This window comes from Oceanobacillus arenosus (genome assembly GCF_003369575.1).
Classification (GTDB): Bacteria; Bacillota; Bacilli; order Bacillales; family Amphibacillaceae; genus Oceanobacillus; species Oceanobacillus arenosus.
The window spans coordinates 19,139-33,103 of the sequence record NZ_PIOC01000033.1 but is presented as its reverse complement, the minus strand read 5'-3'; the positions used below and the strand labels follow the sequence as shown (position 1 = coordinate 33,103).

At 38.3% G+C, this 13,965-nt stretch carries 16 protein-coding genes and 1 pseudogene; 11 read left to right on the top strand and 6 right to left on the bottom strand.

All coding sequences use genetic code 11. The features are described from left to right. Positions 1 to 148: 148 nt before the first annotated feature. The 3 genes from CWR48_RS19405 (at position 149) to CWR48_RS19395 (ending at position 3,184) form a co-directional block, all read left to right on the top strand. Positions 149 to 1,351, top strand: a complete 1,203-nt coding sequence (locus CWR48_RS19405; RefSeq protein ID WP_115774945.1) for an MFS transporter — start codon at positions 149 to 151, stop codon at positions 1,349 to 1,351. A gap of 90 nt (positions 1,352 to 1,441) precedes the next feature. Further along, a complete protein-coding gene (locus CWR48_RS19400) occupies positions 1,442 to 1,921 on the top strand; it encodes a CBS domain-containing protein (protein ID WP_115774944.1) in 480 nt (159 codons plus the stop codon). A gap of 114 nt (positions 1,922 to 2,035) precedes the next feature. Continuing rightward, complete coding sequence (locus CWR48_RS19395) at positions 2,036 to 3,184, top strand: ArgE/DapE family deacylase (protein WP_115774943.1); 1,149 nt, start codon at positions 2,036 to 2,038, stop codon at positions 3,182 to 3,184. A gap of 11 nt (positions 3,185 to 3,195) precedes the next feature. On the opposite strand, the gene CWR48_RS19390 is transcribed toward CWR48_RS19395, so the two are convergent. From CWR48_RS19390 to CWR48_RS19380, 3 genes are all read right to left on the bottom strand, one after another. After that, the gene (locus CWR48_RS19390; RefSeq protein WP_115774942.1) at positions 3,196 to 3,420 is read right to left on the bottom strand and encodes a hypothetical protein; all 225 of its coding nucleotides are present in this window, start codon (positions 3,418 to 3,420) and stop codon (positions 3,196 to 3,198) included. An 18-nt stretch (positions 3,421 to 3,438) separates the two neighbouring features. Beyond that, the gene (locus CWR48_RS19385; protein WP_115774941.1) at positions 3,439 to 5,124 is read right to left on the bottom strand and encodes a DUF2207 domain-containing protein; all 1,686 of its coding nucleotides are present in this window, start codon (positions 5,122 to 5,124) and stop codon (positions 3,439 to 3,441) included. A 143-nt stretch (positions 5,125 to 5,267) separates the two neighbouring features. Further along, a complete protein-coding gene (locus CWR48_RS19380; protein WP_115774940.1) occupies positions 5,268 to 6,005 on the bottom strand; it encodes a lysozyme inhibitor LprI family protein in 738 nt (245 codons plus the stop codon). A gap of 1,073 nt (positions 6,006 to 7,078) precedes the next feature. Between CWR48_RS19380 and CWR48_RS19370 the strand changes: the two genes are divergently transcribed. Both CWR48_RS19370 and CWR48_RS19365 read left to right on the top strand, forming a co-directional pair. Further along, positions 7,079 to 7,507 carry an SRPBCC family protein gene (locus CWR48_RS19370; RefSeq protein WP_115774938.1) on the top strand — a complete coding sequence of 143 codons (429 nt, stop codon included), beginning with the start codon at positions 7,079 to 7,081 and terminating at the stop codon, positions 7,505 to 7,507. Between the two features lie 92 nt (positions 7,508 to 7,599). Then, the gene (locus tag CWR48_RS19365) at positions 7,600 to 8,484 is read left to right on the top strand and encodes a VOC family protein (RefSeq protein ID WP_115774937.1); all 885 of its coding nucleotides are present in this window, start codon (positions 7,600 to 7,602) and stop codon (positions 8,482 to 8,484) included. Between the two features lie 324 nt (positions 8,485 to 8,808). Here the strand turns inward: CWR48_RS19365 and CWR48_RS21060 are convergent, their stop codons facing one another. Then, complete coding sequence (locus CWR48_RS21060; protein WP_342772484.1) at positions 8,809 to 8,982, bottom strand: winged helix-turn-helix transcriptional regulator; 174 nt, start codon at positions 8,980 to 8,982, stop codon at positions 8,809 to 8,811. Between the two features lie 168 nt (positions 8,983 to 9,150). Here CWR48_RS21060 and CWR48_RS19355 point away from each other — a divergent pair, with 168 nt between their 5' ends. Beyond that, positions 9,151 to 9,501 (top strand): DoxX family protein, encoded by a 351-nt coding sequence (locus CWR48_RS19355; RefSeq protein WP_115774935.1) that lies wholly within the window; start codon positions 9,151 to 9,153, stop codon positions 9,499 to 9,501. A gap of 83 nt (positions 9,502 to 9,584) precedes the next feature. Here the strand turns inward: CWR48_RS19355 and CWR48_RS19350 are convergent, their stop codons facing one another. Then, positions 9,585 to 10,049: a phage tail protein gene (locus tag CWR48_RS19350; protein WP_115774934.1), complete on the bottom strand. Its 465-nt coding sequence runs from the start codon at positions 10,047 to 10,049 to the stop codon at positions 9,585 to 9,587. Positions 10,050 to 10,072: 23 nt separating this feature from the next. Then, positions 10,073 to 10,552, bottom strand: a complete 480-nt coding sequence (locus CWR48_RS19345; RefSeq protein WP_115774933.1) for a GyrI-like domain-containing protein — start codon at positions 10,550 to 10,552, stop codon at positions 10,073 to 10,075. 110 nt (positions 10,553 to 10,662) lie between these two features. Here CWR48_RS19345 and CWR48_RS19340 point away from each other — a divergent pair, with 110 nt between their 5' ends. From CWR48_RS19340 to CWR48_RS19320, 5 genes and pseudogenes are all read left to right on the top strand, one after another. Next, the gene (locus CWR48_RS19340) at positions 10,663 to 11,625 is read left to right on the top strand and encodes a helix-turn-helix transcriptional regulator (protein WP_115774932.1); all 963 of its coding nucleotides are present in this window, start codon (positions 10,663 to 10,665) and stop codon (positions 11,623 to 11,625) included. Positions 11,626 to 11,940: 315 nt separating this feature from the next. After that, positions 11,941 to 12,288, top strand: coding sequence for a virulence RhuM family protein (locus CWR48_RS19335; RefSeq protein WP_342772482.1), 348 nt, complete (start codon positions 11,941 to 11,943; stop codon positions 12,286 to 12,288). Beyond that, a pseudogene (locus CWR48_RS19330) lies at positions 12,239 to 12,499 on the top strand (helix-turn-helix domain-containing protein); the annotation flags it as partial. The gene CWR48_RS19335 and the pseudogene CWR48_RS19330, both read left to right, overlap by 50 nt. Then, positions 12,486 to 13,403 carry a DNA-3-methyladenine glycosylase family protein gene (locus CWR48_RS19325; protein WP_115774929.1) on the top strand — a complete coding sequence of 306 codons (918 nt, stop codon included), beginning with the start codon at positions 12,486 to 12,488 and terminating at the stop codon, positions 13,401 to 13,403. The pseudogene CWR48_RS19330 and the gene CWR48_RS19325, both read left to right, overlap by 14 nt. Next, positions 13,387 to 13,869: a methylated-DNA--[protein]-cysteine S-methyltransferase gene (locus CWR48_RS19320; RefSeq protein WP_115774928.1), complete on the top strand. Its 483-nt coding sequence runs from the start codon at positions 13,387 to 13,389 to the stop codon at positions 13,867 to 13,869. The genes CWR48_RS19325 and CWR48_RS19320 overlap by 17 nt, the downstream gene beginning before the upstream one ends. Positions 13,870 to 13,965 lie beyond the last annotated feature (96 nt).

The window sequence follows — 13,965 nt, the reverse complement described above, 5'->3', positions numbered from 1 at the left end:
TGATATTACTATTATGCATGTGTACTATAAAAAATACAATTATGTATGCATAACAAATAGTCGTATAATAGATAAGTGACCTTTATTTCAAAAAAATCATGATTAATAATCAATTGACAAGATAGAAAATTTAAGGAGGAAACATGATATGGATAAGCCAAAATTATGGACAAAAGATTTTATAAATATCACGACGATTAGCTTTTTTATCTTTTTGGCATTTTATATCCTATTAACAGCACTTCCAATCCAATTAACAAAAGAATTCGGAGGGGGTGCGGATCAGGCTGGTTTATTATTAACCTTGTTTTTAATTGCAGCGATTGTTATTAGGCCGTTTGCTGGTAAGTGGGTAAGTACAGGATCTCAAAAGAAAATACTGATTTATTCTGCAGTAGCATTTTTTATTGGCACATTATTTTATCCATTTGTGACCAATATTTGGGCATTATATGCCTTAAGAATTCTTCATGGATTCACTTTTGGGATAATAACCACTGTAAAAGGAACCATCAGTGCTGAAGTCATACCGGATTCAAGACGTGGGGAGGGATTGAGCTGGTTCTCATTAGCAATGGGACTCGCAATGGTAATTGGTCCGGTTATCGGTCTTAACCTTGCTAATATTGGCTCATACACCACAGCATACGTTCTTTGTATTGTGGTTTCAGCAGTAAATATCTTCCTATCAATCGTTATTCATGTTCCAGAGCAAGAGCAGCCAGAAGTAACTTCAAAAACAAAGAAAAGGTTTGAACTCAATGATTTGGTTGATAAAAAAGCGGCACCATTTGCGCTTGTCATATTTATTTTAGCCTTTGCTTACTCAGGTATTGCATCATTCTTAGCTTTGTATGCGCAAGAAATTAACTTAGTAAAAGCAGCTAGTACATTCTTTGTTGTTTATGCAGGCTTAATGTTTGTCTTTAGACCATTTGTAGGTGTTTGGGCTGATCGATATGGGGCAAGCAAAATTGTTTATCCATGTATTGTTTTATTTGCAATCGGAATGGTTATGCTTTCACTGCCCCAAACAGCAGTCATTATGATTGCGGCAGGTGCGCTTGTTGGAATCGGGTATGGCTCTGTTACACCGATCCTCCAAACACAGATTATTAGTTCTGTTGACAAACATCGTGTCGGAATCGCCAATTCATTGTTCTTTAATTCAATGGATTTAGGGATGGCTATCGGTGCATTTGTGCTAGGAATAGCAGCAAATTCATTCGGTTTTAGCAGTATTTATATCTCTGGTATTGTGCTTGTTGTTGTAGGAGGTTTTGCCTACTTCGCTTTAGCAAGCAGAAAGAAAAAAGAAAATCGTCAAGCGGCTGAGGCGATGTCTAAGTAAAAGAAAGGATAAATATGGAGTATCCTTAAACTAGCATCTAATAAAGGAAAAGGATATGGATAGAACACAGGCGAAGGGAGAAAGATCAAAATGCAAGTACGTGATTTTATGATTCATCAAGTAGTTACCGTTAAGCAGTCTACAACTATAAAAGAATTAATTTCCATATTAGAGACAAATAGAATTGGTAGTGTACCAGTCGTTGATGATAAAGAAAATTTAATTGGCATCATTTCCGATGGGGATATCGTACGTTTTCTTTCCCCACACAAAGAGAAAATATATTTATCATACTATATTTCATATGTAGATGAAGCAGAAAAAATAGAAGATGTACTAAGAGAAAAAATGAATACCACGATTGAGAATATTATGGTAAAGAAAAATATTAAAACATTAGCACCTGACGATGACTTTGAAAGTGCCATACGTGAAATATCCAATCATCATTTTAAAAAGATTCCTGTAGTGAATGGTGCAGGTAGAGTGATTGGGATTATAAGTCGAGGAGATATTATCCATAATTTATCAAAAACAATATTTGATGATATAACGCCCACACACCCGTGAGTTGTATAGAGGGACAGGTGCGCATTGTCCCATGTATAATTTATGGACTTTCCGGGAAAATACGGTTATATTCTCACCTAGGGTTAGACAGATAAAATGTTGGAGGGATTTAGCATGAAACAATTTACAGAAGAAGAAAAGATAAAGATTCTGTCTGACATTATAGCGATTAAATCTATTAATGAGAACGAAATCGAAGTGGCAAATTACTTGAAGAATTTATTTGCTGAATACGGCATTGAATCTAAAATTGTTCCGGTTACAGACACTCGTGTTAACTTAGTTGCTGAAATTGGAAGCGGGAGTCCAGTCATTGGCGTTTCTGGTCACATGGATGTCGTTTCTCCTGGTGAGAAAAAAGAGTGGACAACGGATCCGTTCACATTGACGGAAAGAGACGGAAAATTATACGGACGTGGAACAAATGACATGAAAGCAGGCATAGTAAACCTTGCTCTAGTGATGATTGAACTCAAAGAAAATAATGAACTAAAAAATGGTACTGTCCGTTTTATGGCAACGACTGGTGAAGAGGTTGGCGGTGCAGGTTCTAAAAAATTATACGAAGAAGGCTATATGAATGATGTAGAATATCTATGGGTAGCTGAACCTTCTCATGACACGATTATTTACTCGCACAAAGGATCTCTTAACCTGCGTTTAATGTCTATTGGTGAAGCAGCACACAGTTCTATGCCTGACCAAGGTTATAACGCGATTAATCCATTGATGGAATATCTCTTGGAATTAGACGAAAAATTGAATGGCGATGACCGTAAAAATGAAGTTCTGGGTAAATTAGTTATGAGTACAACTATTTTTAATGCTGGAAACCAAGTAAACTCAGTTCCAGAAAAAGCTACAGCTGAAATAAACGTACGTACTATTCCAGAATTTGATAACGATGAAGTGATTGACTTATTCAACACAACAGCGAGCATTTACAATAAAGCAGGCGCTAATATTGATGTTGAAGTGACAATGTCATTGCCAAGTGTTTTCACTACAGGGCAGTCTGAGATGGTTGAACTTGCTAAAGAACTCGGTAAAAAATATTTGGATTTGGAAATTTCCGTCAAAGGTTCGCCAGGGGTGACGGATGCATCCAACTTATTACTGGATAAAGATGGTAACTTTCCATTCATGATGTTTGGTCCAGGCGAAACAAAAATGGCACACAAAACAGATGAATATGTCTACAAAGATTACTACTTTGCATTTTTCGATATTTATAAACAGTTAATTTTAGGGTTATTGAAATAACAAGGGGTTTTTTAAATAATATAGAGATGACAGCCATTTTTGGTGGTCATCTCTTTTTGCTTTGGTTCTTCGTCAAAGAAGGTTGATGAGAAAATTTTAAACAGACTAGGTAATTCGCCTAGTCTGTTTTTCTTTTCCCGGTAAATATAATCGGTCATTAATAAAATGCGATTAAAGAGCAGAGGTGGCTTTCCGGCCCCTTTTCCCGAACTCAAATCATATGCTGCACCTGCCATAGCAGATGCCACATAAGCTTAGAAAGCACCAGATCCACCGCCACCGCCGCCCACACCTGTCCCTGTATATGAAGTAGTATTGGAAGATTGGGCGGATATTTCCGTTGCCGATCCAAAGTTTGTATTTGCAATCGTGAAAAGTGATAATAGCAATAATAAATTATAGGAAGTGTCATCGCTTGCCACTGCATCCATTTCGGCGAAGGTTTTACTTTTTTCTGTTAGTTTTTGATCCTTTAGCCCAGTTGAAAAAATGAGTGCACGTTCCTTATCAGCTTTTGGCAAGGTATACCAGCTGTTCGATTTCATACCAGTGAAATTCCCCCTGAATTGCTGCCATTGATGTTTAATGAGCAGTCCCTTTCCTGTTCTTGGTTTGAATAAGAAGGAAAATAGCAGAAGACTGAACATCAAAATCAAACAGATGAAGAGCCACATGAATAATTGATGAATCCCAAACATAATCATGAGCGGAATCAATAATAGACTGATAAATCCTGTGCCTAAGCGTAGTTTTACTTGCTTATCGAATAAATGATGTGAATCAACTTCCTCGATGATTGCCTTTCGATATATATTTAAATCGTTATTAAAGGTCATCTGATTTACGGTCACTTTCAAATACTTTTTCAGGAGTTCAAATGAAAACAAACCGTTCTTACCGATCTTTTTAAATAAAAGATGAATAAGCTGTGCCTCATGCTTAACATCCGTATTACTGTCTACAAGATGATATGTTTCATTTTCCAAAGCTTCAATATTCCCTTTTCGCACTAAATCCATCATCCCGGTCGTCAACATTTCATTGAATTCCGACATATAGCCACGGAAATAATAGATGGTTGCCGGCATGCTCATGACTTCTTTAGGAACAATAGAGTTTCTATTGTATAACCGTTCGGCTTCAAGCTTCGCTGTTTGCCTTTTTCTCCAACCATATACAAGTAAAAGCAGCAAAAGCAGCGCGAATCCACCTGTTACGTAAGGCGCTATTTTACCGAGTGATTCCTGCCGGCTGAGAAAGTTTTTCTGCTTATCTGCGAGTTTCTGCTGTTCACGGATCAGTTCATCACGAATCGGTTTATTTTGGCTCACAGCTGCTGCAGAAAATAATGCATGATTATATGCTACACGGATATCCCCATTTTTCCCACTGTCAACAAGTCCCATTCGAAAAGTGACTACCCCATTATTCTGAATCGTCTCTGCTCCATATGCCGCATCAAATCCATACGCAATTACATCCGTGGTCGGTTGAGGAGGGTGGATAGAAACGGTGAGATTTTCATAGTCATTTTCATTGTTTGAATCGAAAAAAGGCCAATAAAATTGTGCCATATCTGCATAAACCTCGACCCCATGATGAATCAAATAGGAAAGTTCAATGGTAACAGTTTCATCATTTCCACCGCGAAAGATCTTGTACGTTTCGTCCTCGAGTTCAACTTCTAAGGGGGCTCCGTTTTCAGCAGCTTTAAAATCGGTGATGGAGGTTCCGTCTTTTGGAAGGATGCTGCGAGTAATCCCATTAAATTTCCTATCAAACTCATAAGTATGAGTTTCCTTCACTTGGACATTACCATTCTCCCCCAGATACGCGTCAATTTTCGTCTCATTAATGGTAAAATCGACTGCTAATGCATGCAAAGGAAACATTAAAATTGTAAATAATGCTATAACAAAAAGACCAGCTGATTTTTTCATACGAATCCCTCACTTTCATTTAATATGTATACGAAGGGAACTCGTAAAAAGATTCAATAGATTTATTCCGAATTAACGGGCTGTAAGACCCCCACTTAATGAAGTTTCACTATATTTGTATGGTAGATTAATTATTCTAACCTTCAATCTGTCATATATTCGTTAACCAATTTATAACATCTTTCCTTTGTTGATTCGTATAAAGATATATATAATGCAACGTTTTCAAAAGTCCCTCCATTATATTTTAGTCTTTCTTCATTCGCTGTCTTTTCTTTCTGTTCTATCCATTTAATTTGTTCCGTTTTTAACCCCTTCATTGTCTCCGGCGACAACTCTTTTTTTAGTAAAGCATAAATCTCATTTAATTCTTTGTCATACATTTCGTAAGAACGTCCATAATAGTTTTTCATAGCATTTGTTACACCTTTATCTGAATCATTCTTTTCTGGTAAGGCATCAAGTTCCTTTTGGATGGAGTCTAATTTTTCTATAAACGCTGTTTTTCTTCCTTCTATTTTTGTTACTGTGTCTGTTGTATTAGCTTCTTGAATTCCATCTTCTTTTGTTTCAATTGTGCTATCTGTTGAATTGCTATTGTCGATATTGTTAGCTTGCTCTTGATTATCATCGGCTTGCTCGTTGCTATTTTCACTTGCTGTTACTTCCGAATGTTCATTACCGTTATTTTCAGTTTGTGACGTACTCTCAGAAGGCGAGTCTTTTGATTGAGATGAATTATCTGTTCTCTTTGATATACTTTCAGGATCTGGCTGGGTTTTGCTTGATGCAGCATCATTAGATGAATTGCTGCAAGCAGACATTCCGGCAAATAAAATAATTAGTAAGGTTACTGTAATTAAACTTCTTCTTTTCCTCATTTTAACAGCTCCAATCTATTTTAGAAAACACAGCACATGAATTATTTTAACATAACAGGAGATAGTATACTTTGGGCTCTATAAAAATGAACTCTTGCCCATGTATCAGACTGATTAAATATTTCTCCAACTTCTTTGAATTTCAATTCATTATACAGACGCAAAATAATGATATTTTGCAGAGGTTGTTTTAGTTTCCTTATTGCATTTATTACACAATTTGATTCTTCTCTTTTTGCAACCTGCTTTCTAATAGACTAATATATTTACCTTAATAGAAATATCATTTTAAAGGAGTTTAATTAGATTCTTTTCCTTCCTAGAGTTCTTGATATCCTGGGAACTCCTGATACACTCATCGAGGGCAGCAGAATTACCCCTGGGGAAGGCTCAGAGACCGGCATCGAGATCCACAATGCGCCGGGCACAGAGTTGCAAGGAAGCCACATTACTGGAGGTACAAACGCGTTCTGGGCTAACCGGCTCCGTGAGGACAAAGGCACTGACGGACGAGGCAAAGGAATTCCCACGGACATCAGGAACGAGCACAACGTCATTCGACAGACCGCCAACGGTATCAGAATCGATGCTGGGGAGAAGCTAAGCGTGGTTGAAAACATCATCGAAGGCATCGATGGAGCCAAGCTTAGGGTTGCTGACGGGATTGAGTTGAGTCGATAGGCTCAACGCTCCAGATTTTGGCGCAGCACCTGGTTTCCAAGGGACTTGGACATTCTCCCACTGTTCAGTCCCGCTATTCCGTCGTGGCGAAGACGCCGATTAGGGATCAATCTAATGTGGCAGTATCTGTCCTATTAAGTGCAACAAAGTTTTCCCCCGAATTAACTGGCTGTAAGACCCCACTTAAATAATTCGAGGAAAACCAAGAATTGTAAGTGGGGGATCAACAGCCAATAAAATCCCGATTCTGTTCAACTAACATTCAGTGGGGGATAAAGAAAACCCCCCACTGAGTGAAGTTTCACTTTATAAAAATCACCCGAAGTCCAGATTGAACATTAAAACGATAGCAGTTATTATTAACGTAAATATTATATTGCGAGGTGTTAACAATGGAATCAGGTAAGAAAGAAACAATTACGGTTGAAACTACAGTCCAGAAATCAGTTGAAAAAGTATGGGAATGTTGGACGGCTCCACAGCACATCACACAATGGTCAAAGGCATCTGATGACTGGCATGCACCGCATGCGGAGAACGATTTAAGAGTAGGTGGAAAATTTCTTACGCGAATGGAAGCGAAAGACGGTAGTTTTGGATTTGATCTTACTGGCGTTTATGATGAAGTGAAGCTACATGCGTTTATTTCTTACACGTTAGCGGACGGAAGAAGGGTTGAAATTACCTTTATTGGCCAGGGAAGCGGCACAAAGGTAGTGGAAACATTTGAAGCTGAAAGTACCAATTCCATTGAAATGCAGGAAGCGGGATGGCAAGCGATACTTGATAACTTTAAGGAATATGCTGAAACTATCCAATAGGTTTAGAAGCTGTATCCATCATTGTTAGGGAACATCGGCATTTCTGTGTGGAATGATACGGCGTTTAAAAAAGTGCATTTGGAGGGATTTTTATGCAAAAAGTAATTCCGCATTTATGGTATGACAAGGAAGCAAAAGAAGCTGCGTTGTTTTACATCGGTTTATTTGGTCAGTCCAAGCTATTGAATGTGGCAGTACTTGAAGATACTCCATCTGGTGATTCAGAATTGGTAAGCTTTGAACTGGCTGGACAGGAATTTCAAGCAATAAGTGCAGGTCCCTATTTTAAATTGAATTCGAGCATCTCGCTAATGGTAGCCTGCGAGACCATAGAAGAAGTAAATTCGAAATGGGAGGCATTAGTAGACGGTGGAATGGAATTAATGCCACTTGGGGAATATCCGTTTAATAAGCGGTATGGCTGGGTGCAGGATCGATACGGTTTGTCCTGGCAGTTGATGCTTGTAGACGAAGGGAAGGCATTACAAAAAATTACTCCAAACGTGCTGTTCTCTGGTGACTCATGTGGAATGACTGAAGACGCAGTAGCATTCTATACCGAAGTGTTTGAGGGCGCTCAAAAAGGTGTAATCAGCAAATATGAACCTGGTGAAGCCCAATCATCGAAGGCAAAAGTGAAATATGCTGATTTCAATCTTTTCGGAATGAATTTCTCTGCGATGGATAATGGAATGGCTGGCGATATTAACTTTAATGAGGCATTTTCTTTCATTGTAAATTGTAAAGACCAGGAAGAGATTGATTATTACTGGGACAAGCTTTCTGCCGTACCAGAATCGGAGCAATGCGGTTGGGTAAAAGATAAATTTGGCGTTTCCTGGCAGATCGTTCCAGATAACATGGAAGAAATTTTGTTTAAAGGATCAAAGGATGAATCCCGCAGAGTTTCTGAGGCGCTATCGAAGATGAAGAAGATCGATATTAGCGTGTTGGAAAAGGCTCGCTTGGAGAAATGATATATGCAGCTTGGCAAGATCCGGCATCCTTTCCTTGTAATGGGGCCAGCTCGTGACAAAACTGCGCGATCTGCTGGCAGGACGATTGATAAGAGAAGCCGAATGGTTTTATGACTAAATATTAAATCAAAGCCATAACTCTTGAGTAGATAGAGAGTTATGGTTTATTTTCATACATATAGAGCTCTGTTTGTTTTGGTGGTAATTAGTGGCTTTGCTTTGCAAGGAATATAATTGGAGAATGAAACTGTCTGGATGACACATAGGGCGATTGCGGAACTTTATCATCCGATATACGAGCACCAAAGAGAAGGCCTTGCCAAATTAATCTCTTTGGGATATTTGCTTTTCACCGTATAACTCATCCAGATGCTGTAAATGTTTTACACCCCATTCAGGCATTGGCATTGGAATGGAACGTTGTAGTTCACTAAATCGCAATGTTTCATTTTCGAAAAGATGATAAAGAATAACTGGCTTCCATTTTCCGACAAGAATATTGATAGCGGTTTCAATTCATCCGTTACAATTGTTAGTCATAAATTTTTCTCCTTGTATCTTAGGTATCTTTTGTATACTATGACAAATAAAAGTGTCTACTTCTAATTATTTCCCCCATCGAATATTATAATTTTAGGAATTAAATTGAAACAAGGAGGAAACAGTATGAACATTGCACTATGGATTATTCAAGGTTTGTTAGCTCTGATGTTTATTGGTACAGGAGCAACGAAGTTACAATATGAAAGAGCAAAAAAATCACTCCCATGGGCAAGTGATTACTCGAAGGGCTTTGTTGCATTTATTGGGATTGTAGAGGTTCTTGGGGGAATTGGATTAATTCTTCCACTTGCTTTAGGTATAGCTCCAATTTTAACGCCACTTGCAGCTATTGGCCTGCTATTAATTATGGTATTTGCTGCTATCTTCCATGGTAAACGAGGGGAATATAAAATGATTGGTTCAAATATTGTGGTTATTGTCTTAGCTTTATTTGTTACAATTGGACGTTTTTAGTTTGTGAGAAAGCATAACGACTTTCTTACAATATAAATGCAACTAAGGCTGTCACCGAAAGGTTTGGTGACAGCCTTAGTTTTCTAATACTCTCCTTTAATCACAAAAAACGAGCCTCGAATCGTTCCAGCTAGCTTAGACTTCTGCCTAGCAAACTTAAACTTTCCTTCCAACTCCTTTGGTACCTCCATACCCTCAGAAAGCTTAAAACCAACGGCCCGCTTCTTAGAGCCATCCACTGTATACATAACATTCAACGCTAAACCGTCTTCGTAAAAAACGTAAGCAAATTTGATGTTTTCCACTTGAAAGCGCGACGTTTCTAAGGGTTTAGCTGCAAACGCAATATCACGTTCTACCTTCAAAATATTGTTCACATAATCAAGGGTTTCCTGACTTTCGCTAGCGGCTACAACCGTAAATTCATGTTTATATTTGTTCATAAAGTAACGTGCCTCATTCGCACGCAAACCAGCAAGCGTTTCTGCTACAGGTGAAGATTCCAAACCTGCAGTTGACACATCTTTAAAATCCACGATATAGGACATTTTCATCGCTTCCTTTTATCTTATTATTTCTTAACAAGCGGAATCCACATTTCGCCAAATAAGAGGCCGCCCTGCTCGCCCATCTCAACCGATGCATTCGGCCCGCCAACATAGGCAAAATCGCTTATTTCTCCCAAGGCTTCGCCAAAGGCAATGCCAGTAAGCATATTGCTCAACTCTTCAGACGTATTCGCTTCCCCTTTAACAACTAAGTATTCCCCTTTAGGAAATTGGATCACTCTAGTTGCTTCTGGTAGTGTTTCTTCTGTCATAACACCAGCATAATGCATCATCTTGTTGTTGAACGCTTCATTCACGGCAAAAATATAGCTGTTTGTGGCAACTGCTTTTAAAGCATCGAGCCCACCATCTTGTTTGACCGCTTGCCAAAAGTCTGATTTTTCCTTGTTTATGCCTGCAAAGTCTGTGTAATCACTCTTAAGCTCCGTTCCAATACCTAAAACAGTAAAGCCGTCTTTTTCTTCTATTGTGTAATTTGCCATATTTAATACCTTCCTTTTAATAAGATGTATCAAATGATTGGTCTATTCACTTGATAGGTTTATAATAACCTTAAATCATGTCAAAAATTGATACTATTTAGGAGACCCCGATGAAAAAAGTTGAACGGATTAACATTATCATGCGGTATATCAACAACCGCGCCCACTTTACAATTTCAGAAATTATGCGGGAATTTAACATCTCTCGCTCAACAGCAATCCGAGATATTAGAGAAATCGAAGCAATGGGGATGCCGCTAGTCGCTGAAGCTGGCAGGGATGGGGGATATTCTGTCATGAACAACGCGGTCCTGCCTACTGTTCGCTTTACCGATAATGAAATTAAAGCGCTATTTATTGCCTTTATGGCTACAAGAAATCAACAACTTCCTTATTTAAAGAGTCGACAGTCTTTAGCTGAGAAGTTGCTTGGCCTCATCTCAGCAAACCAGCAAGATACTCTTGTGCTTTTAAATCAAATCTTGCTTTTTGAAGGGACCAACCCCGATAATCCCGACCTGCTTGATCTGTCAGACCTGCCCCATCCCATGTTAGAACAGCTTATCCAAAACATGCTCTTGGATCGCTATTTATTGATTACCATTATAGAAGCAAAGGAAGTAAAATCGTATCCCATTTATCTCTTGCATCTTTATCGTGAAAAAAGCACCTGGCTGATTGAAGGCTTTGACTTAAAGGAAGAAAAGAACAAGATTTTCCCCGTGGACAATCTCACCAATGTTAAACCATACCCTAAGAAACAACGATTAAGTAAGAAACAGATTTTAGAAGTACAAAGGAAGCAGGAAGAAGAGATCAACCTTGTCCTTGAACTTGGTCCAAAGGCGATTAAGCAGTTCAAAAAATATCATCCATTGAGGATTTCCATTTCCTATACGAGTCCCTACCAAACCACAGCCATTCTAAAGACTTCTATCAATGTTAATAATCCCGAGGAAATGGGCGAAATATCAAATTGGCTCCTTTTCCTAGGTGAGGATATCATGGTCAGGAAAATGCCAGAAAAAATCTTGGAAGGTTTACAAGAGAGATTACGATTATTCTGCCCATAAGTAGTGTTAGTTAGAACGGATTTATTTTTGAATTTGGGTAGTTGATAGTTCGTTTGATTTAGATTTACTTCGGGGAGCCGTATCATAAAATAGTAGTAAAACTAGGGGTGAAAATTGATTAAGAAAAAACCCATTTAGCACAAACTAAATAATAAATTACTGCCTGCTCAAACTCTTAACCAAGTTTGAGGGGCTTTGTTTTGTATGAGGGGAATAAGTGTTCCTTTTTATTCAACTATACAATGATTAAATGGTATAATAGTTCATAACAGAAGGTTTGAAAGGTAGATAATCTATTTTTATTAAAAGGGAGTGATGGGAATGCAAAATGAAACAGATATTTTAATCTATCAAACAGAGGACGGAAGCACAAAAATAGATGTTAGGTTAGAAAATGAAACAGTTTGGATGACGCAAAAAGCAATTGCCGAATTATATCAATCCACAAAGCAGAATATAAGCCTTCATATAAAGAATATATTTGAAGAAAAGGAATTAGATGAGGATTCAGTTGTAAAGTTTTACTTGACAACTGCCAAGGATGGTAAGAATTATAATACAAAGCACTACAATCTCGAAATGATTCTCGCCATAGGTTATCGTGTTCGTTCCCATCGCGGCTCAGGTTGGCTTAAGTCCCTTTTATCTGGAACGGTTATTTAAACAGGAAACCTCGGAGACTCCACGTGCCTATTTAGTAAACATACGAATCGACAAAGCAGCGCATCTTCTTAAGTTTACAACGATGACAAACTTAGAGATTTGCTATGAAGTCGGGTTCCGGAGTCCATCGAATTTTTATAAAGTGTTTCGCAACATAAAAAACTGTTCGCCAAGTGAATATCGAAAGGAACTTCAAAATGAATTGGTCTGACCATGAATCATATATTGAGCTTTATCCTCCAAAGGAATTTAATTTTGAGGAGTGTCTCATTTTTTTAGGAAGATCGGATTTAGAAGTACTCCATCGAATGAAAGCGGAATTTGTATATAAACTAATAAAAGTGGATGAATCATTGATATTATGTAAAATTGGATATATCGATGATTGCATAAAGGTTGAATTTCCCTTAAACATCCCATCTATTGACGCTCGTGAACAGGTCGCAGCATATATTTGGGAATGGTTTGATTTGGACCAGGATTTAGTGGGGTTTTACCAAATGGCAGGTCAAGATAAAGTGTTACAGCCAATTGTCGATAAATATTATGGGTTGCGGATTATAGGCATTCCTGATTTATTCGAAGCGCTAGTGTGGGCCATTATGGGGCAGCAAATTAATTTAACATTTGCTTACACATTAAAGAAACGCTTTGTCGAACAATATGGTGAAAGTCTAACATCCCAAGGAGAAACGTTTTGGCTATTCCCCACGTTTGAAAAAGTAGCAGCACTGAATGTGGATGATTTAAGGAAACAACAGTTTACTATCAGGAAAGCTGAATATATTATTGGCATCGCGCAAGCTATGAAAAATGGTGAATTAACAAAAGAGTTATTACTAGCGAAAAAGGATTATCAGCAAATGCGGAAGTCCCTAATGGCATTAAGAGGTGTCGGAGCATGGACGGCTGATTACGCGATGATGAGATGTCTGCACTGTACCTCTTCCTTCCCAGTTGCCGATGTTGGCCTGCAAAATGCGCTAAAGCATCAATTAGGGCTTGAGAGGAAACCGACAATTGCAGAATTAGAAGCATACGCTGCAGACTGGGAAGGCTGGCAGGCATATGCTACCTTTTATCTTTGGAGGTCTTTATATGACAACAATAAGTAAATTAGATTATCAATCGCCAATTGGCATAATAGAAATAAGCGGCAATCATGAGGCAATCCACTCCATTTTATTTTCTGAAAAGGAAAAACCGGAAAATTATTTACATGCTGACACTTCCTTAGTTTTACAAGAATGCTATCACCAGCTTGATGAATATTTCCAAGGCAAACGCAGGGACTTTTCCATCCCCTATGAAGTAGAAGGGACGGACTTTCAGAAAGGCGTATGGAAAGCCTTAACGGATGTTCCCTATGCGAAAACAGGCTCCTATAAGGATATTGCCATTTCCATAGGGAATGAAAAAGCGATTAGAGCGGTCGGGAGTGCAAATGGGAGAAACAAGCTAAGCATCGTTATTCCTTGTCACAGAATAATTGGCTCAAATGGGAAATTAACTGGTTATGCAGGCGGACTGTGGAGAAAAGAATGGCTGCTTGAACATGAGAAAACCTTTGAAAAAGAATAGTTTAATAACAGCACTTCTCTTTGATGGAGAGGTGCAATTTTTCATTTTATATGCAATTTGTGCAAACGATTGCGCTATTTTGATAACTGATATATA